Origin of the sequence: Mycobacterium sp., assembly GCF_002863225.1 — a bacterium.
Classification (GTDB): Bacteria; Actinomycetota; Actinomycetes; order Mycobacteriales; family Mycobacteriaceae; genus Mycobacterium.
In genome coordinates, this window is sequence record NZ_PKEK01000019.1 from 24,775 (window position 1) to 42,948 (window position 18,174).

Here is an 18,174-nt window from a genome sequence, read left to right on the forward strand (position 1 = left end):
CGTTCAATGCGTGGGTATTGGGAGTGTAAATCGGGCGGGGTGCGGTGATGCTGCGCTCTGCGGAAACGCGAGCTGGTGGCTCAGTGCGTAGCGGCCGCGCGATCTCGTGCGTTCAGCAAGAAGATCGCGCTAGTCGTCGCTGAGGCCTAGCTGCGGAGTCTGCTGCTCAAGGGCGGGTCCGCGCTGGCGTAGCCAAGTGCTGTCGATGTGGCGTTTGTAGGCTGCGCGGATTTTGGCGCGGAGCTGATCGCTGCGGGCGATGCGGTCGGTCAGGTGCTCGTCACGCAGGCTCGCGTGCAGTCGGCGGCCCTGAGCCAGGGCGGGATCGAGGTCGGGCGGGGTGCCGCCGGCGATGACTTCGGAGCGGGGGTAGGCGCCCAAGGTCTTTGTCCAAGGTAGCTCGGAGCCAAGCGCGCCAAGAAGTTGGCGGGAGGGTTGGGGCGGCCATGTCGGTCCGGTGGTGTCCAGCAGGATCAGCCCGGACTGGTCAGCGGCGGCGCGCTCAGCGAGGTCGGCCAGCACGGCGGGGTCTGCATCGGCGGCATGGTCGACGATGATCAGCGTTCCCGGCGCCAGCGCGCCCCGGCCACTGAGGATCTCTGCATGGGTGTCCGCGACGGTCGCCGCCGCGGTGGCAACGCGGTCTGCGACAGCCGAAGCGGCTTGTTCCTGGGTTGGGCTGCACCACAGGACGTTTCGGTTGGCGCCGATCGCGGCGTCGTGCAGGACTCGTAACGCGGCCGTGCGTTCGTCGGAGGGTGCGGCATCCAGGACTGTGACAGCGAAGGGCAGGGCGGCGGTGCTGGTGAGGGCTGCGGCGTCGGCGGGGTCCAGTGTGGTCACGGCGCTCGGGGTGATCGGCAGGGGCCGCAGCGGTTGGTAGCGGCTGGCTGCGTCGAGGACGCGCAGCTCGGCGTCGAGTTCGTCGAGTTGCGCGGCGATGTGCTCAGCGGAGCGGATTTCGGCCGCGGCGAAAGCGGCCGCGGTGGTGAGTTCGGCGCGGTCGAGGTCGCGGCGCAGCAGCGTGCACTGCCGGCGGGCGGCCGCTACGGCACGGTCGTCTTCACCCATGACGTCGGCGATCAGTTTGTCGACGTCATCGCCGCTGATGATGTGCTCGGCGCCGCCAGCGGCAGCGGCGCGCTCGGCGAGCGCGTGATGCAACGCGGCCTGGAATCGTTCGGCGGGCGTCATCGAGGGCAATTCCATGGTGCGCCAGCGCAGGTCTAGTTTCGCCGACGTGATGTCGTCGGGATCCGCGTCGGGCTGGGCTTGAAGTTGGGCGAGTTGTTCGCGGGCCCATTCGACGCTGGCAACGACGCCGGCGTAGCCGTCTTCGGCGTCGGCCCACTGGGCGACGACGTCTTGGACTGCGAGCAGATAGGGCCGATCGGCGTCAGCGCGGGCGCGCAGGGCAGTGATGCGGGGACCGGCTTCGCGCATGGCGGGTCCATCGCCGATGCGTACGCGGTCGCGAAGCTGGGCGTAGTCAGTGCGGGCCTGCTGGTACTGGCTTCGCAGAGCGTGCACGTTGACCAGGGCGTCGGGAAGTGGAGGGGGCTCGACGCGCTGGCGGGGCAGGTCGGCGAAGTCCAGGGCGCCGAGTTCGTCGGCGCTGTGGGCGATCTCGTCGAGCGGGTCAGGCGCAACGGATTCGGGGTCCCATTCGGTGATGGTGAGGTCGGTGACGGGCATATCGGTCCTGGGCTGTGCTGGGTCGGGGGGGAATTGTTCTTCGTCCTCGGGGTGCAGGGGCGCGCGGTCGGGGATGTCGTGGTCGAGGTGGTCGTGGTGGCCGGCGAACAGGTCGACGGTGTAGGTGATGGCGCGTGCGTATTGGTACGTGGGGATGGCGTGGTCTGGGTCGATGTCGGCGAGGTGTTCGGCGGCGACGTTGAGCAGATCGGCCGGTGTCCATCGGGTGGAGTCGGCGGCGTTGACCGCCGACACCAGGCCCGGCCATGCGGGGTCGGCGAGGATGGCTTCGGCGGCTGCGGAGCCAAAGACGTTGTGCAGATCGGTGATCCACGCTGGCCGCAGTGCGGTGTGCGGGGTGTCAAGGGTGGCTGTGGAGGTCAGCTCGGCCGACAGGCGCCACCACAGCGCGGCGGCGGGCAGTTCGTCGGGCAGCGGGTGGGCGGCCGCGGCGGCGCGCACCAGAGTGGGCAGGTCGGGGCGGCTGGTAGCGGCCTGCGCCAAGCGGGCGGCCAGCCCTGGCCAATGCCCGTCTGCTCGGATGCGGGGGTTGATCGAGTCGATGAGCTGCTCGAAGCGGCGGGCGTGCGGGTACTGAGTCCGCAGCGCCGCTTGCGCGTGGTGTTCGAGCATGGTTTGGATGGCGTGGGCGCGCACGGCGTACTGCGGAGGGCCGAGCAGGCTGGTGTCGTCGGCGGCGACGTCGTGGGCGGCGCGGAAGACAGCGATTTCGGCGGCCAGCTTGGGGTTGGCGGCCAGGACCGGCTTGGCCCAGACGGGGGCGGTGGCCGGTGTCCAGTGGCCGATGACGGTGTCGCGGATCTGGTCGGCCAGCTCGGTGACCAGATCGGCGCGGGCGCCCAGGTAGGTGCCCCATTGTGGGTCGTCGGCGAGCAGGGTCGGGGTGGCCGGCAGCCAGCGCAGCGGCCCGATCCCGCTGGAGTGGGCGCCGGTGGGATCGATGCGCCAGTCGACGACAGCGGCGGGGTCATGGGCACTGAACAGCTCGTCTTGGGTGGCTGCGGTGGTGAGCGCGGCGAGCGGGTCATGGCCGTCTGCGGCGAGGATGGCCAGGTGCTTGCACAGCACCGGCCAGGCTTGGGCGCGGGTCAGGCCGGGGTAGAGCTGGTCGGCGGTGATGTGCAGCTGGGCCAGCGCGGCGGGGGAGGCGGCCTGGTGGGCGGCTTCACCGAGGGCGTCGTAATACATGGCCGCGGCGGGACCGAGGCGGGCGAACGGGTCGGCGGCCTCGCGGGCTGCCGTGGTCGCTGAGATTTGGGCGCCGTCGCGGCGCAGCGTCGCCGACAACACGTCGACCGCGGTCTCGGGGTGGGTGGCTTTGGGGGAGATGACGCGGTGCGGATCAGATTCGGCGGTGGACAAATAGATATGGTTCTCCACCCGCCCCCGGGTTAAAGCGACGTAAAGCAGTTGCCGGGAAAGGGTGCCCGCACCGACGATATGGCAGGCGTGTCCGGCGGTGAGTCCTTGCGCGGAGTCGATGGTGGCTGCATAGCCCAGCGTCACATGCTTTTTCACATAATCAGCGGGCAAGCGCACCATTGTTCCGCTACCCAGGTGTCGCGCTTTGATGCTGCCGTCGTCGTTGGTTTCGATGATTTGGTAGCGGTAGCCGTTGCGCACATAGTCTTTGCGGCCGACGTGAATTCGCCGAGCGTTGCGTCGGGTGCGGATCAGGTCACCTGGTGATGCCGCCAATTTGTCCGACAAGATGATTTCCTTGCCGTGAAGGGTTTTCGGGTCAGCGGCGGCCAGCCGGTCCAGGCGGGCGCGGGCGTTGAGGGTGTCGACGATGTCGTTGGTGGGGGCCAGCAGGATGCTGTCTTTGCCGGCGTCGAGATCGGCGGCCCAGGCGGTGTAGGCCATGTCCGCGGCGGTGTCATCGGAGCCGACATGGACGCGGTGGTGGTCGATGTAGAAGCCGAGCCCGGAGGGGTCTCCGGCCCGGATCGCCAGTGTGGCAGCGCTTTCGGCGGTCGAGCTGAACCGCACCAGCTCGGAGAGAGTCAGCGCGTCGGTGGTCGCGGCGATGTCGCGCATGACACCGCCGGCGGAGATGGAGCCGAGCTGGCAGTCATCGCCGACCAGGCGGATGCTGGCGCCGCGGGCCAGCGCGTGGGTGATCACGGCGTCGAGATCAAGGGTGCCGGCCTTTCCCGCCTCGTCGATGATGATCAGCGTCTGGGGTCCGACGTCGCGGAACCATTCCGGTGGTGTCGAGCCGGTGGGCGTGCCGCCTGGGGTGGCCGACCACACGTATTTAGCGATCGTGTCGGTGGCCGCTGAGAGGTCTTCACCGAGCTCGATGGCGGCCGTGGCGGTCGGGGCGAGGCCGACGATGGTGCCGCCCGAGGAGCGCCACGCATGAGACAGCGCGGCCATGGCGGTGGTTTTGCCGGTGCCGGCGGGTGCCAACGCCAGCGCCACGCGGCGGCCGCTGCTGGCCATGTCGCGGACCAGCGCGAGCTGGCCTTCGTTGAGCGGCTTGTCGCGGGCGGCGGAGTCAGCGAAGGCCAGCGTGATGTCGGCGGCGGTGACGGTGCGGCCGCCGTCGAGCTGGGCGGCGGCGACGATACGTCGTTCTGCGGCAAGCACTTCGCGGCAGGTGTAGGTGGTGGCGCCGTGGCGGGTGTAGACGCTGGCCCCGTCGCGGCGGCGCAGCCGCGACGGTTCGCCCATCTCCGCGTCGCCCTCACCGATATGGGGCACGGAGAGGGGTTCGGCAAGGGCGGCGTCGGTGATTTTGTCGGCCAGGGTGGTGTCGGCGGCGTGTCCGGTGCCGCGCACCACGCGCTGCGCCTCTGCCAAGACGTGATGGCGCTGCCAGGTCGCCCGAGTGGTCGACACGGTCTCGATGACCTGCGCGGCGCGCGCGGCGATCCAGGCGTCGTCGGTGGCATCCAACCGCAGGTGCGGGGTGGACAGGATGGAGCCGAGCATCGCCGTCAGCTCCTTGACGCCGCCGACGACTTCAACAGCTTGGGTGCGCCAGGTGTGGCGTTGCTCGGCCAGCGAGCGCGGCTCGTGCTTGGCGTCGCGGGTTTCCAGGGTGGCTTGCTGGGCCAACGCGATGGTCTCGACGTGGGTGGGTTCACGACCGTGGGTGGCGTGAAATTGCTTGGCCAGCTCGGCGGTGCGGGATTCGATCGCGATCCGCCGCGAAGACCACGCGGTCATCAATTCGGTCGACATGCCGACGATTTCGCGGATCGGGCGTTTGTTGCGGCCCTCGACGGGCACGTCGGCGAACCGCAGCGACAAACGCTGCCCAAGGTGGGCTTCCAGGCGGGTGTTGTACAGCTCGGAGGCGGCCACGGTGAACTGGTGGACGGGCTGGCCGTCGAGTGCGAGCCAACGCATGACGCCGTCCGCATCGACGGTGGCGACCTTGTTGGAGATCGCGACGTGGGTGTGCAGATCGGGGTCACCGGCGCGTGAATCGCGGTGCGTGAAGGCCGCGCCGAGCAGTCCGGTGGTGTCGACTTGGGCGACGCCGTTGGTGCCGGATCGGGTGAACGCGGCGTGGGTCTCCAACCATTTCAGCGCGTCCGCGACGGCCGCGTCGTGGCATTCTTCGATCACCGCCGCGACGTCCATGGGTGCGATCGCCCACAACGCTGACACCGACTTCACCGGGGAGAAGGTCAAGTCGTAGCCCGCGACCGCGGTGGTGCGCGCCCGAGTTTCGCGCGCTATGTAGCCGGTGAGTTCGCGGTCGTCGGCGGGCGCGCGGCCATACTGTTCGGCGAACTTTCTGCGCGCGACGACAGTGCGGATCGCGGCGCGGGTGGGCGCATCGATGGGCGCGTTCCAGTGCGCGCCGACTTCGGTGTTGTGGTCGCGGTAGGCCACCGCCAGGGCGCGGGCGAAGGTCGTTTCGCCATCGCGGATGTAGAACCGGCGGCCCAGTTTGGTGGCTTCGCCGGCCGCGAGGCCGTGCACTCCCCGCGCGGTGACGTAGGCGGCGATCGCATCGGCGTTGGGATGCAACCCTTCTCCGAACAACGCTTTCATTTGAGCTTCGCTGACCTGGGAGCCAGCGTCGACGGCCCACACGTCGGCGACATCGCCGTCGGGCACCCAGCGTGCGCCGGTGGACTCCAGCGAGGCCAGCCCGGAGCCCACCCAGTGGCCCGGGGACTCTCCTTTGGAGGAGTAGTAGTCGATCAGCGGGGCCTTGCCGCGCGAGGTCGAATCGACAGCCGCGACTTGCCGGATGAGGTACTGGTACCCGTCTCCGGCAGTGAGCTTGTGCATCGTCATTGTCACTGCGGCGCTGTCCCTTCCAGGCGCACGTTAGGGACTGGGTTGACGCCGTGTCTCGCATCGCTCCGGAGGTCGTTATCAAACCGTGACCTTAATGCAAGAGGTGTGTGGTTCGTAGGCTGGTCGAAAACGGTTGGTGGCGGTGTGCTCTGGTGATCGGGTTGTGGGTGCGGGTCGAGTTGTGTTGGGGCAGTGATGGACTGGGAAACGGTGGATGTGGACAATAGGGGACAGGATGATGTTGTGGGTGATGGTAGAGACGCGGGTTGACCGCGCCGTAAGGTGCGGCCATGGCGAATATCAACTCGAAAAACGCAGCGCGCAAGAAGGTTCGCGAAGCGCAGGCTCGGGCCAACGAGGCTCGGCAGGAGCATGAGCGGCTCAACGTCGATGACGCGGCGTCGTTTTTGGTCGAGGTGGGCCGGCTGGCGGCCGTGGACGAATGGGAGCAGGGCCGTGTCTCTGAGATTCACGCAGAAGGCGAGCGGCGTCGACACGAGCACCGCCAGGAGGGCGCGGCAGCGGTGTCGCGCATGCTGGATCGCGGGGAGACGCTGGCCGGGATCGCCGAACTCGTCGGCGTCAAAGTCAGCGAGGTGCGTGCGGTGCTGAAATCGGCGGCCGCACAACCGGTCACGCCGCCGGATGCACTAGGTGCGGCCAGCGCGGCGCTCGACGCGGCGCTGGCCGCCGACGATCAGTTGGTGGGCGCGCCGGGCGAGGACGCGGCGCGCCCGGGCGGTGTCGGTGGGCTTGCTTAACGTGGCAGCGTGCGAGGCGAAGGCGCGGCAGCTGCGCTGTGGGTCGATCCCGCGGTGCACGCCGAGGAGTGCCGGCGTTTCGATTCTTTCGTGGTGCGCGGCCCGGGGTTTGATGACTGTGATTTTTTCGTCGGCGCGATCGGCACGGACGGTTACGGCCGGTTTTTCATTTATCGAGGGGGCAGCGGGATCTGCGTACGTCCGCATCGCTACGCCCTGGCGCGTGCTTTAGGCAGTCCGCTGGCGTCGGACGAGTTCGGGTTGCACGAGTGTGACATGCCGCTGTGTGTGAAGGTGTGCGGCGCGGATGCGCCGCGACGTCATGTGGTGATCGGCGACCAGGGCGACAATATGCGCCGGATGGCGCGCATGCGGCGCGGTGGTGGTCGCAAGGTGATTGGTGGCGACGGACTGCGGTCGCGCCGTGAGCGGTCGGTGGCGCTGCGGACGGTGCTGCGGGAGCGCGGATGGGATCGCGACGCAGTGCAGGCGGTGCTGATCGGTGATGCGCCGACGTTGTGGTGAATGTGTGGCCCGCGTGCGGGTCAGCTGGCCAGGGCGGTAGACGCCGGGCGGCTGGATCCGGCGGTGGCGCGGTGCTCGAGCCGGTGAACCGTGGTGTAGAGCATGCGGTAGACGACGACGGTATCGGCGCCCGAGACCGCGCTGGCGGGGTCTGGTCCGAAGGTGGACTGGAATGCCTCTTGGGCGTCGGCCAGCGCATGCAGGGCGACGTTGGCGTCGTGCACGGTGTGAAACGCCAGCCCGGTCGGGCTCTCGGTGGATCGCGTCGAGGTGATGCGAAGTTCACGCATCACGATGGTGGGATCGGCGGCCGGTGGCACCACCACCGGTGTGAGGTCGGGCCTGGCGGTGTCGGTGCGGCGGCAGTGGATGACGCGGGTGCGGGCCGCCGCGTCGAGAGTGCCGGCGCACAGCATTGCCACGGGCACACCGCAGGGGTCGTGTTGCAGGCCGCGGTAGTCAATCCATTTGACTACCGCCTGGCGCTCGGCGAGCGCGACCACGATGCCGTGGTGTGCCCGCACACTGTAGGTCGGGGAGCGCTCGGCCAGGGCGTCGGCATCGCAGGCGCTGACGAGTTGGCCTACCCGAAGGCGTTGCGCGGTCATGGTTGTCGCGTCGCGTCGTCGTGAGGGGCGGTGCGCGGGTCGATCAGGATTTCATCGCGCGGGTCCCAGGAGGTGCCGTGGGTGCGTGTTCCGCCTTTGTCGGTCGCCGTGACCGACGTGAGCCAGCCGTGCGGATCAAACGTGATCGCATCGACGGTGTACTCGTTGTCCCAGTGGTGACTGCGGTAGCGGCCACCGACCACGCGCGGGTCACGCGTCAGGGCAGGCGAGTAGTCAGTGGTGGTGACGGTCAGCGTCGCCACCCGCGTCGAACGCACCCCATCGGTCTGGTTCCAGACGGCGTATTCGCCCCAGCCGTCGATGGGTGCGATGACATCGTCGGGCTGTGACCGGTGGATGTGGTGCTCTGCGAGGTCGAAGGCGGACTTCGCGGTCGGCTGCTCGGGGGACTCCCAGAATGGCATCCCATCGGGCTGGGAGTCGTCGGTGATGGTGGCGAAGTAGCTCATGATTGGTTTCGTCCTAATCGCTTAGTAGAGATGGGCCGATTCGGCCGCCGTGGCGTGGCCCTGGCGGCTGGAATGCGTGTTCACGCCGACACGGCCGTTGCGTCTGATGGCAAATACCGCAGGATTGCTCAGCGCTTTGATCCTGTCGGGCCGGAAGCCGGACCAGTGTTGCTCGCCGGCGATGACCACGGGGGCCTGCAGGTAGCCCAGGCTCATAACGTAATCGCGCGCGGCGGGGTCCTCGGCAATGTCCACAACGTCGTATTCGAGCCCGTTTTTGTCGAGAGCTTTCCGGGTGGCTGTGCATTGAACGCAGGCGGGCTTCGTGTAAAGCGTGACGGTCATTTAAATGCCTCCTTTGATCTCGGAATGGCGGTATCCATAATGCTTATTTTAAGCTTTAATATGTTCTTGCACAACGGTTTTAGGCCGATTAGTGCAATTCTTATGGAGATATCAGGAATGGCTTCTATCGGGTCTTAAGTACGGCGTTTTTCCTTTAGGTCGGCTTGCGTTGGCGGGAGCCTTTAGTCGAATTAAAAACTTTAGATATTGGCTCCATTAGTGACGAGAAATAAATCGTCGTCTGTGCTTCTTAGTGGCGTTGTTGCAGTTTTGCAGAAATGCCAGGGGCCCCGGGGCGGTGGTGTTCTCCCGCGGGGCCCCTGGGGAGTGGCGCTAGTCCTCCTTACAAATCTGGCGGTACAGCGTGTCGGCTTTTCGCTTGCCGAGGATCACCTGCTCGATGTCGCTGAGCGTGTAGTCGTTGTCTTCCAAGAAGCGCAGGTAGGTCTTCGTGATGTCCTGCGGTCCTCGCCAGGCGTCCTTCGCGGTCCGGGCCTCGGTCGTGGCGAGCACCATGCCGAGCAGGATCACCAATGCCCGTCCGTCGCCGGTGGCGGGCAGCTTGGCGACGGCCATTTTCGCGGTTTCGGTGTCGGCCAGGCCGAGGAGTTCGGGCGCGAGCTTCTGGCCGTGGTAGTCGTTGAACAGATCGGGTCGGGTGACGACGACTTCGGCTAGGTAGAGGGCTGTGCCTTTGGGGGCGGTCTTACGGGACAGGAGCTTGTCGCGCACCCACTCGCGGCGCACGATCGCCGCTGCCTCCCCGAGCTTGTTCAAGGCGATGAGTTTGCGGCGCTCGGCGCGCTCCTTGTCGGCCTCCTCCTGGCGAGCCCGTTCCCGCTCGGCCGCACCGTCGGGGTCGCCCGCATCGGCGAGGCGATCGGCGTCGAAGCCGTACTGGCGTGCCGCCCAGTCGGGCATGGTGACCTTCGCCCCGCGGGGGTTGCAGCAGTAGTACTCGGGGCGCCAATCGGTGGTCTCGGTGACGGTGTGAATGTGCCGGTAACCCTCGGCCGGCTCCAGGGTGGGATCGTCGGCGGTGTCGAAGTCGATGTCGTCTTCGTTCACGGGTTCACCGGTCTCGACGTCGAGATAGACTTCCGCGGTTTCGAGGACGACCGCCCAATGCTGAGGGTCCATCTCCGCGACCTTCTCATCGGTCAGGGGTTCGCCCTCTGCGTCACGGAGATAGCCGGTGGGGATGTAGGCCTTGTCCGACCAGCCGGGGCGGTGTTCGAGCACGGTGTAGCCCTTCGCACTGAATGCGGCCGCCGTCTCCTCGTAGCGGCGGCGGTCTTCGCGCTCGGCCCGCAATTGAGCGACGCGGTGGTCGAACTGGTCGGTGCCGGCCACCTTGATCAGCTCGGCCTGGGCCGTGTCGTCGCCGTCGAACTCGACGAAGCTGGTGGCCTCCACCAGGTTCAGCTGTCCGGCATCCAGGGCGCTCATGGCCGTGTGCGATTCGATGGCCACCTTGGCTGCGGCGATGGCGTCCTTGGTGGTGGACAGTTCCTTGGCCACCTTGGTCGGTGACACCCCGTCCAACAGGAGTTGGGCGATGCCGCGTGCTCGTTCAGCCTCGGTGAGAGGGGCGCGGTGATCGTTGGTCACCATCTGCTCGATGACGCGCTGGGCGCGAACGGCGCTTTCGGTTCCATCGACGCTACGCAGATACACCGGCACCGTCTGTAGCCCGATCTGACGAGCCGCCTGAATGCGGCGCTGGCCTTCGCGGACGAACGGCTTGTCCTGCCCGTCGATGCGCACGGCCAGCACCGGGACTAAGACGCCGTGTTCCTGGATGGAGGCCAGGAAGTCGCGGTCAAGGCGCGGATCAAGGCGCACGTTATCCTCGATCTCAACCTCGTTGGGGCTCAGATGAATCAGCTCGGGAGCGGGGGAAGTGGCGGTCATTGGGTGATCCTTTCCTCGAACAGTGTGTTGCTTATAGGCTACACCATGATGTAGCCTATAAGCAACACCATTCGAACAACTAGAGGAGACGATTCTCGATGGACTGGGCCACCAACCCACTTCCTGGAATCGCCGAAAGCGACTGCGGCTCAGCGGTCGTGATGAGCTACGGCATGGGCGTCGACTCGACCGCGATCCTGTTGCGCTGGCTGACCGACCCCTCCAGTCGTGACTTCGACCTCGAGGACCTCGTGGTGATCACAGCGCATACTGGTGACGAGTTCGATCAGACACTGTGCGACGTTGAGGCGGCCGTCCTTCCCGAACTGCGTCGTCACCGGGTTCGGTTCATTCAAGTTGGTCGCTCGCAACGCAAGACGACCTCTAGCGGCCAGGGCGTCGCGGTCCTCGACGACTCCACCGCCCCGCAGCGGCTCTATGTCGACGGCTACAAGTTGTCCGAGGAGATGCTCGCGGCCGGCACGCTTCCTCAACTCGGCGGTGCTCGCATGTGCTCGGTACACGCCAAGGGCAACTGCCTCGATCCAGTGATCGCGACGGTGACCTGCGGGCGTCGGTACCGCCACGTTCTCGGATTTGAAACAGGTGAAAGTGCCAGGGCAGCAAAGGATGTGCTGTTCAACACCGAGCGCCGGACGGGGTGGTACCCGCTGATCGATTGGTCCTGGGATCGCAGCCGGTGCGCGGATTTCATCGCCGAGATGACCGGACGTCGGTGGTCGAAGTCGGCGTGCTCGTACTGCGTCTTCGCAATGACCACCGCTGCTGGCCGACAGGCCATCGTCGAACGCTACCGGCGCGACCCACAAGCCGGCGCTCTCGCGCTCTTCCTGGAGACCGTCGCGCGTACCCTCAACGAGCGCCAGACGCTCATCGCGGGTAGCTCGGCCGCAGCCCTCGTGGCCGGCGACGGACTGACCGATGTTCAAGCCCGGTATCGCGCGATGCTCGACGAATCGGAGCACGCCATCTACGAGGTGCGTCGACTCACACGACGATCGTCGGCGCGACCCCACGGCCGCGGAATCACCGCTCGCTCGGTTCGCACGATAGCTCGCGGCAGCTTCGACCAGATGAACGACGAGCTGCACGGTCTCCCCGGCGAGCGGCGCGTGGGTGTCGACGGGATCGTGCGCCATGTTGTTCGTGCGCGCTCAGAGCAGCTTCCCGCGCTCGAGCATTTCTACGCGGTGTGCCCGGCCGTGGTGGAGGACAAGGAACGCCCCGGATTTCAGACGTGGTGGCAGGAGGCGACTACGAATGAGGTGCTGTTCTGAGCACGCGCGATCAGCCAGCAGCGGTGTAGCCTATGGGCAACGCCGCTGGGAAGGGATCGTCATGCAACAGGCACCCGCCGACGACGGATCGCTCATCCTCTGCGCTCTGGGCGCGGCCATCCGTGATCACCGCGTGCAGGCCGGGCTGACCCAGGCCGAACTTGCCGAACAGGCGGGCATCGGGCGTCCACACCTCAACCACATCGAGGGTGGCCGCAAAAACCCCACCGTTGTCGTGCTGGTGCATCTAGCTCAGAGCCTCGGTGTCGCTCCTGGCGACCTTCTACGAACGGTTGCGGCTCAGTAAGGCGGCGCGCTGTTGTGGCGGGCCCACTCGATGCGCTGGATCAGCGCACGCGTCGATGCAAAGTCAGGCCTGCCGTCTTCGCAGGCGCCCGAATGGATGAGGGCCACCAGCTCGTCGGCCGCACGCAGCTCGAGGCAGGCTGACGGGGCTGCTATCGCCGCGGCGTGGTCGACGGCGTCCTGGGCGGCGATCAGCACGGCGGTAACTGCAGAGCAGTGGTCATTTGCTATGCCCATCGTGGAGTCGATCCGGGCGGATTCGACGTTGGTCAGCGACCAGGGCACGCTCACGATAGGCCTCCTGGGGTGTAGGAACTACGCCGATTGTGGGGCCTGCAACGACAAGCGCCGGGCCTGCCATCCGTTGTTGTGGATAACAGACCCGGCGCGGGGGCCGTCTGTGGATAACTGCTAGCCGACAGGTGGCGGGGTGTAGTCGTCCTTGGTTGGGTCCTGAGCATGCTCAGGACCGTCGAGCAATACCTGGACGGCTGTACGGTGCGCCGTCTGGAGAAGCTCGACGGCCCCGCGGCACCCGGCCTGGTCGAGGATCTGGAACGTCACTGGCCCCATGCACAAGTCTAGCCACCGCACTTGCCGGGCGCGGTCGCGGGAGAGCTCGCGGCGAGGGACTACTGCGTAGGCGGGTCGACGCGTCCAGTCGATGGCGACGGTCGGCCGGGCGAAGGAGTCCGCCACCGGTGACATCGCGGGGATCTGGCGGGGGATGAGTGCCATCGCCGATCGCGCGGCGCTGAACCCTTCGAGCACGCCCTGGCAGGCCTGCGCCGAGATCATGGTCATCAAGATCCCGCCCCACTGCAGTCGCAGCCGGGCGCTGGGGGAGCAGGCGTGTTGGACAGCGATGTCGCCGTCCTGGGCGCCTTGGATGCGAATCATGGTGTGGCTGATGAGGGCTGCGGGGGCCAGGTGGGCTTCGGTGAGTCGGGTCTTCATGCGCCTGCCTTTCAGGAAGTGTTGCTTATAGGCTACAGACTATCCTTGAATTGCCTTATACCGCAACCGTTTTCGCAAACGAATCATCTAGCGGGTTGTGCTTGAAACGGTCCTCGTTCGTCGACGCACAATCCCGTCACGGCGCGAGGTTCGGGCGCTCGCGTGCGTCTAAGCCGTCAGCGGGCTCAGCTTTCGCGGAGCTATACGGCGACGAGCATGCCTTTTACCCCCTGAATTATGCTGTACGACCAGTGATTCCGAGGCGACAGCAATAGTCGTAGACCGTTTGCCGACTGACACCGAAGCGCAATGCGTTTGTCCGACCAGCCAAAACCGCCGAAGTGATCCCACCACCCCTCTCGCATATCGACGTCGGGAAGCGCTTCGATCGGTAGTCGACTTGTCATGCTTATTGCGCCTGCCGCCGTAGCTACGTCGTGGGACCGCCGTAGGGGCGAGTTTGGCCGGAATGCAGCAGAGCGTCGTGGTCGGGATCTGTTGCAATCAAACCGAATTCGATATCGACGAGTTCGGCCTCGGTTGCTTCCGCGCCGGCGTTGATGGCGCGCAGGCGTGCAGGCGAGATGTGGACCCCGGCCTGCGCGAACTGACAACTGAGTCGTCGCGCCTGCCTAGAAGTCAGGCCAAGCGACCGATTGTTGCCTGCAACGTTTCGGCCCCTGGCGGCGAAGACGACGAAGATCGCTGTGGCGGTGAGGCCGGAAAGCGACGTCGCGAAAACTGCGACGATCCACGGAACAAGAGCCGGCGGGCCGACTGGTTTCCCGACAGCGGCCATCTCGTGTAGGACACCGCCAACAGAGCACGATATCCCCGCTGACAGACCGAACACCCGGAACGCGTGCCCGGTCCAGCGCGTGGTTGCTAGCCGCATGGCTGATGATTCTGCTACTGCACGCCAACAGATTTCTATCATCGCTGCCGAAAAACCCACCGCACGAGCTATTTCGGGGCGTGCTTGGCGCCGGTAGCTAGATTTCCGGGTTGTTCACTTGAGCGTAAAAGTTGGGCACGCGCGCTACGCACTCGGCCCGAAACAGTGCGAACTCGCTCGCTGTGAAATCAGGAGGCATTGCGCGTTCGAGACCGTCCAAGACATCGTCGAACCGCAACGACGGATTCGCCCCGGGCTGGTGGACATGGATGTGGGCCATCATGTCGGCGATGCGGTACACGGCCTGGTCGGGGTTGGTGCGCCATAGCCAGGCGAAGATATCACCGGTCGTCATACCGACCACTGCGCCGATAGTGCCATCGGAGTCGCTAAGGATGTGCTGGGCCGCCCGTGCAGTGAAAGCACTGAGCAGTCGCTCCTGGATCTGGGGTGGTACGTCTGCCGAAGGCGACATCACGACGGCGTCGGCCTTTCGGCGCGAGCCGACGAAGACGCGCGCTCGGCGGTCAGAGGTGACGAGCGCCAGGTACTTTGCCAACCCATTCCGGAACTCGGCAACCGACAGCACATCGCGAGGAGCCATAGGTCCAAGTATATGCACATCATCATGTACATGAGAAGGCACAATACGCCGGGGGCGGGGCGCTGCTCGACGGAATGAGTGGCGGCACCAACGGCCGTCGCGTGCTCGTCCAAACCCTCGACAACGGCGACTCTGTCGCCATTCCCTTCGAGTTACGCGTCGTCTAGATCTACAACGAGCTCCTCGACCGTGACAGCTGCACTAGGCGTCAGTCGTCACGTGACAAATCAGGGGTTGGAGGGCGCCGACCGGTGGAAGAACGTTCGGTCGCGCCCTAGGGGGATTTGAAGACGTCGTGGTCTCCCACGCGACGCCACCGACAGCGCAATTCGCCAGCGACCGTGACTAATTCGAATGTGGCCCGCCCGTCAGGGCTGGCGAAGGACCACGTCATCTCCAAGATGCCGGGCGCGCCTTGCACGGACTTGACGCGCAGCGATCGCGGCCACGGAGTGGCCGGATCGGCGGCGTAGGCATCGCAGGCTGGGACGAACTTCGTTCTCACCACGTCCTGGAAGGTCGCTCGGTGCTCAGCCTTCAGTTTGCGGTAGTCGGCATCGAAGGCAGGAGTGGTCTCGAACTTCACGGCTGAGGCGGGGCGTCGTCGGCCTGGGCCTGGTCGTCGAGGTGATCCAGGTGATCAAGGAAGGCGTCGCCGTCGTCGTGAACGGTGACTCGTCCGGCCGCCACGTGCTCGTCGACTTCCTTTTCCCGCTGCTGCCAGCGGTCCTGCCAGAACCACCGCTGATCGGCGGGAATCGGTAGCGCTGGCCGAAGCTCAAGCACCCCGTCTTCACGCTCGGTGATCTCGACCTGGGCACCCGATTCGTCGAGGTGCAGCCGCCGACGCACCTCGGCCGGCAGAGCAACGAGACCGCGGCCCTGGACCGCCACGAAACCATGAAAAGCCATGGCCCCATAATCCCACTTTGCCGTAACACTGTAAAGCGGTAATGCTGCAAAACGGAATTGCCGATAAGCATCGGTATGGTCAATCACGCGGCGCTGAATATTCCGATTCGGGTGCATGCCATGGCGATGCTGTTGTCATCATTCTCGATAACTATAGTGCGCGGCGATCTGTAGCTCGAAGGAAAACCCTACCTGCGCCCATTCGTCACAGTGACGCATTGGGCTGTCTTACTAGCCCAATTCAGCTGCAGCTCAGCATGGTTCGGCAGATTCATGGATAATTGTCATTATCCATGAAATTAGTCTGCATATTGCAGCAGATGAATCATCTTCCTCGTCTCCGGTTGCGCCGGCGAGTGGCGCTGTTGACGTTCTGAGATGGGCATTGACCTGCGATGTCGGTGTCCTCGGTAGTAGGACTCCACCGGTGTAGGTCTTCGCCCTCTGCCGATAGCCTGCACGGCCTGTCCTAGATGCCTAGCGCTGACGTGCTCCGATGTGGTAATGATTCATTGATTGATTCAATAACTCATCAAACGAGACACGCTCGGGAGGCTGTTTTGCCCGTCGACAAGAGCGGCCGTTTCTACGTCGTTGACTCTGTTCCGCTGCTTCATCCCGAGGCACAGACGGTTCGGGAGATGCTCGACGGTTGGCGCAATCAGCAACTGTGTCGCAACCTCGCACACGACACCATCGACCAGCGGATCCGACTCGTGGAGCGGTTCCTGGCGTATACCAACGAATTTCCGTGGACGTGGACTCCAACGATGGTCGAGGAGTTCTTCAGCGACCTGCGCTCGATATCGCGGCGCAGGCAGTCGACGATCCGCGGGTATCAGAACGCGTTGCGGATGTTCTGCTCCTACGTCAGTCATCCCGACTACGCCTGGGACCGGGTGTGCGAGCAGAGATTCGGTAGTCACCCCGCGCAGGTCTTCTTCGAGTGGAACACCGCCGCACACGTGCAAGACAACGAACAATCGCCGGCCAAGCGTGCATTCACCAAGAAGGAGCTGCAGGATTTCTTTGACCACGCCGACGACCAAGTCGTGTTGATCGCCGCCTCTTCACGCAAGGGCTGGTTGCCGGCCTACCGCGATGCTGTCATGTTTAACCTGGCCTACTCGTATGGGTTATTCTCCAGGGCTCAGTCCCCGTGCGGCAGCGTGGTTCTCTGAGTTTGCGCAGCTTGGAAGCTGGTGACGAAATGCTATCGGTTGCAACAGGTGTGGTGCAAGCGGGCTCGCCGCGGTTCATCGTGGCCGGCTCGGCGTGTTGAGTCGGGCCATGAGTTCTCGGTTGGCGGCGCGGGCGGCGGTCAGGTCGTCGTCGCGTTCGTCGAGTTGCTGTTGAAGGTCGAGGTTGTGTTGTTCGAGCTTGGTGATGCGCTGGTGGAGCGCGTCGATGTCGGCGGGGGCGCCGAGGCCGGACTCGCGCCAGGTATGTTCGCCGAGCGCCTCGGAAAGCCGCTTCTCCAGTTGGTGGATGCGGCTGTTAAGGCGGGCGGCTCTTTCGTGGGCGGCCAGCAGATCCGTCCGCAGCGACGCGCGTGTGACCGCGTGATCGCTGTTCACGTCAGGGACTGGATCTGCTTGCAGCGCATGGATTTTCTCCAGCAGGTCCCGGTGCCGGTAGAGGAATGTGCGGTCGACTCCAGCCGCGCGAGCGATTGCGGACGCACTGATCGGGTCCCCCGCGGCGGCGGCCTGGTCGAGCACCGCCAGCACCCGTTGGCGGCGGCGCATCGAGTCGCCGCGCCGGCCGGCGAGCATCGGCCGAGTATGAGCGTTGGTGGTGAGTGTCATGCACTGGCCTCCGAAGAAGGTGTGGTGGGTAGTGCGGGCGGGGTGACGCTGAGCACGGGCATACCGAGCGGCACCGTGTGGGCTGCGCGGTGACGGCGCACGATGGCGACGGCGTCACCGATGCGGGCTCGCTCGGTTTCGTCGATGCCGGTGATATCGCCTTTGATTCGGTTGATCAGCCGCCGGACCCGGGTGATTTCTTCCTGAGTCGGAGTGGCGTCGGCACGGGCCCAGTCATCAATGCCATCAACGGTGGCGGCCAGCCGTTCTCGGGTGCGCAGCAGATCATCAAGGTATACCTGCAACTCGGGAAGGAACGCCACGTTGGTGCGGAAGTGGTCGCAGCCCACGCACCGGTACCGGACCGGGCACGCTCCGCCGCCGGCTTTGACGTTGGTCGGCTCGGTGCAGGTGCCGTAGGGCACGGCGACCTCTCCGACAGCGTGGCGGGCGCGTTCGGAATCCAACAGCATCTGCGCGTCGCGCCAGATCCGGTTGCCGTGCCGGTCGAAGCTCAGCGCGGTGACGGTGTCGACGGCGTCGCGGCGGCGGCCTTCGCCGATGCGGTAGTAGCGGCGGGTCATGGAATAGCTTCGGTGATCGAGCAGTTCGGCCAGGACGTCGATCGGCACTCCGGCATCCGCGTGACGTTGGGCATACGAGCGGCTTGTGTCCGCAGAGGCCGTGTGCAGTCGGGTTCGTGTTGCATTGGTGCTGGGACGATTCCGGGCGCGGGTTCGCGATGCAGATCGCCGCCGGTGTGGCGATAACCGACCGGGCGCTGTGACT

Annotated in this window: 16 protein-coding genes and 2 pseudogenes; 6 read left to right on the forward strand and 12 right to left on the reverse strand. The window is 65.7% G+C overall.

Going from position 1 to position 18,174, the window contains the following annotated elements:
- Nucleotides 1-129 precede the first annotated feature (129 nt).
- Nucleotides 130-5,973 (reverse strand): MobF family relaxase, encoded by a 5,844-nt coding sequence (gene mobF / locus CYU59_RS04270; protein WP_292976247.1) that lies wholly within the window; start codon nucleotides 5,971-5,973, stop codon nucleotides 130-132.
- A 299-nt stretch (nucleotides 5,974-6,272) separates the two neighbouring features.
- Here mobF and CYU59_RS04275 point away from each other — a divergent pair, with 299 nt between their 5' ends.
- Both CYU59_RS04275 and CYU59_RS04280 read left to right on the forward strand, forming a co-directional pair.
- On the forward strand, nucleotides 6,273-6,743 hold the full coding sequence (locus CYU59_RS04275; protein WP_292976249.1) for a hypothetical protein: 471 nt from the start codon (nucleotides 6,273-6,275) through the stop codon (nucleotides 6,741-6,743).
- Between the two features lie 54 nt (nucleotides 6,744-6,797).
- Nucleotides 6,798-7,268, forward strand: coding sequence for a hypothetical protein (locus CYU59_RS04280; RefSeq protein ID WP_292976251.1), 471 nt, complete (start codon nucleotides 6,798-6,800; stop codon nucleotides 7,266-7,268).
- Nucleotides 7,269-7,288: 20 nt separating this feature from the next.
- On the opposite strand, the gene CYU59_RS04285 is transcribed toward CYU59_RS04280, so the two are convergent.
- From CYU59_RS04285 to CYU59_RS04300, 4 genes and pseudogenes are all read right to left on the reverse strand, one after another.
- Entirely contained in the window at nucleotides 7,289-7,876 is a 588-nt protein-coding gene (locus tag CYU59_RS04285; protein WP_292976253.1) for a hypothetical protein, read from the reverse strand.
- A complete protein-coding gene (locus tag CYU59_RS04290) occupies nucleotides 7,873-8,346 on the reverse strand; it encodes a hypothetical protein (RefSeq protein ID WP_292976255.1) in 474 nt (157 codons plus the stop codon). Before CYU59_RS04290 ends, CYU59_RS04285 begins: the two co-directional genes overlap by 4 nt.
- A 126-nt stretch (nucleotides 8,347-8,472) precedes the next feature.
- Nucleotides 8,473-8,691: pseudogene (gene nrdH, locus CYU59_RS04295) on the reverse strand (glutaredoxin-like protein NrdH); the annotation flags it as partial.
- A 333-nt stretch (nucleotides 8,692-9,024) separates the two neighbouring features.
- Nucleotides 9,025-10,605 carry a ParB N-terminal domain-containing protein gene (locus CYU59_RS04300; protein WP_292976257.1) on the reverse strand — a complete coding sequence of 527 codons (1,581 nt, stop codon included), beginning with the start codon at nucleotides 10,603-10,605 and terminating at the stop codon, nucleotides 9,025-9,027.
- A 98-nt stretch (nucleotides 10,606-10,703) separates the two neighbouring features.
- Here CYU59_RS04300 and CYU59_RS04305 point away from each other — a divergent pair, with 98 nt between their 5' ends.
- Both CYU59_RS04305 and CYU59_RS04310 read left to right on the forward strand, forming a co-directional pair.
- Entirely contained in the window at nucleotides 10,704-11,903 is a 1,200-nt protein-coding gene (locus tag CYU59_RS04305) for a hypothetical protein (RefSeq protein ID WP_292976259.1), read from the forward strand.
- A gap of 61 nt (nucleotides 11,904-11,964) precedes the next feature.
- Entirely contained in the window at nucleotides 11,965-12,210 is a 246-nt protein-coding gene (locus CYU59_RS04310; RefSeq protein WP_292976261.1) for a helix-turn-helix transcriptional regulator, read from the forward strand.
- Here the strand turns inward: CYU59_RS04310 and CYU59_RS04315 are convergent.
- Both CYU59_RS04315 and CYU59_RS04320 read right to left on the reverse strand, forming a co-directional pair.
- Complete coding sequence (locus tag CYU59_RS04315; RefSeq protein WP_292976263.1) at nucleotides 12,204-12,500, reverse strand: hypothetical protein; 297 nt, start codon at nucleotides 12,498-12,500, stop codon at nucleotides 12,204-12,206. The genes CYU59_RS04310 and CYU59_RS04315 overlap by 7 nt on opposite strands.
- Nucleotides 12,501-12,620: 120 nt before the next feature.
- On the reverse strand, nucleotides 12,621-13,166 hold the full coding sequence (locus CYU59_RS04320; RefSeq protein ID WP_292976265.1) for a hypothetical protein: 546 nt from the start codon (nucleotides 13,164-13,166) through the stop codon (nucleotides 12,621-12,623).
- 469 nt (nucleotides 13,167-13,635) lie between these two features.
- Here CYU59_RS04320 and CYU59_RS04325 point away from each other — a divergent pair, with 469 nt between their 5' ends.
- Nucleotides 13,636-13,974, forward strand: a complete 339-nt coding sequence (locus CYU59_RS04325; protein WP_292976267.1) for a hypothetical protein — start codon at nucleotides 13,636-13,638, stop codon at nucleotides 13,972-13,974.
- 184 nt (nucleotides 13,975-14,158) lie between these two features.
- On the opposite strand, the gene CYU59_RS04330 is transcribed toward CYU59_RS04325, so the two are convergent.
- The 3 genes from CYU59_RS04330 to CYU59_RS04340 form a co-directional block, all read right to left on the reverse strand.
- The gene (locus tag CYU59_RS04330) at nucleotides 14,159-14,650 is read right to left on the reverse strand and encodes a hypothetical protein (protein ID WP_292976269.1); all 492 of its coding nucleotides are present in this window, start codon (nucleotides 14,648-14,650) and stop codon (nucleotides 14,159-14,161) included.
- A 289-nt stretch (nucleotides 14,651-14,939) separates the two neighbouring features.
- Nucleotides 14,940-15,251, reverse strand: a complete 312-nt coding sequence (locus tag CYU59_RS04335; protein WP_292976271.1) for a hypothetical protein — start codon at nucleotides 15,249-15,251, stop codon at nucleotides 14,940-14,942.
- Complete coding sequence (locus CYU59_RS04340) at nucleotides 15,248-15,577, reverse strand: AbrB/MazE/SpoVT family DNA-binding domain-containing protein (RefSeq protein ID WP_292976273.1); 330 nt, start codon at nucleotides 15,575-15,577, stop codon at nucleotides 15,248-15,250. Before CYU59_RS04340 ends, CYU59_RS04335 begins: the two co-directional genes overlap by 4 nt.
- Nucleotides 15,578-16,137: 560 nt before the next feature.
- On the opposite strand from CYU59_RS04340, the pseudogene CYU59_RS04345 reads away from it, so the two are divergent.
- A pseudogene (locus CYU59_RS04345) lies at nucleotides 16,138-16,716 on the forward strand (site-specific integrase); the annotation flags it as partial.
- Between the two features lie 117 nt (nucleotides 16,717-16,833).
- Here the strand turns inward: CYU59_RS04345 and CYU59_RS04350 are convergent.
- Both CYU59_RS04350 and CYU59_RS04355 read right to left on the reverse strand, forming a co-directional pair.
- Nucleotides 16,834-17,385 carry a DUF6262 family protein gene (locus CYU59_RS04350; RefSeq protein ID WP_292976275.1) on the reverse strand — a complete coding sequence of 184 codons (552 nt, stop codon included), beginning with the start codon at nucleotides 17,383-17,385 and terminating at the stop codon, nucleotides 16,834-16,836.
- On the reverse strand, nucleotides 17,382-18,017 hold the full coding sequence (locus CYU59_RS04355; RefSeq protein WP_292976277.1) for a transposase: 636 nt from the start codon (nucleotides 18,015-18,017) through the stop codon (nucleotides 17,382-17,384). The genes CYU59_RS04350 and CYU59_RS04355 overlap by 4 nt, the downstream gene beginning before the upstream one ends.
- Between the last annotated feature and the right edge of the window lie 157 nt (nucleotides 18,018-18,174).

Coding starts and splice junctions, on each gene's coding strand:
- mobF (WP_292976247.1), bottom strand. CDS start 5,973: ATGCACAAGCTCACTGCCGGAGACGGGTACCAGTACCTCATCCGGCAA.
- CYU59_RS04275 (WP_292976249.1), top strand. CDS start 6,273: ATGGCGAATATCAACTCGAAAAACGCAGCGCGCAAGAAGGTTCGCGAA.
- CYU59_RS04285 (WP_292976253.1), bottom strand. CDS start 7,876: ATGACCGCGCAACGCCTTCGGGTAGGCCAACTCGTCAGCGCCTGCGAT.
- CYU59_RS04290 (WP_292976255.1), bottom strand. CDS start 8,346: ATGAGCTACTTCGCCACCATCACCGACGACTCCCAGCCCGATGGGATG.
- CYU59_RS04300 (WP_292976257.1), bottom strand. CDS start 10,605: ATGACCGCCACTTCCCCCGCTCCCGAGCTGATTCATCTGAGCCCCAAC.
- CYU59_RS04305 (WP_292976259.1), top strand. CDS start 10,704: ATGGACTGGGCCACCAACCCACTTCCTGGAATCGCCGAAAGCGACTGC.
- CYU59_RS04310 (WP_292976261.1), top strand. CDS start 11,965: ATGCAACAGGCACCCGCCGACGACGGATCGCTCATCCTCTGCGCTCTG.
- CYU59_RS04320 (WP_292976265.1), bottom strand. CDS start 13,166: ATGAAGACCCGACTCACCGAAGCCCACCTGGCCCCCGCAGCCCTCATC.
- CYU59_RS04325 (WP_292976267.1), top strand. CDS start 13,636: ATGCAGCAGAGCGTCGTGGTCGGGATCTGTTGCAATCAAACCGAATTC.
- CYU59_RS04340 (WP_292976273.1), bottom strand. CDS start 15,577: ATGGCTTTTCATGGTTTCGTGGCGGTCCAGGGCCGCGGTCTCGTTGCT.
- CYU59_RS04350 (WP_292976275.1), bottom strand. CDS start 17,385: ATGACACTCACCACCAACGCTCATACTCGGCCGATGCTCGCCGGCCGG.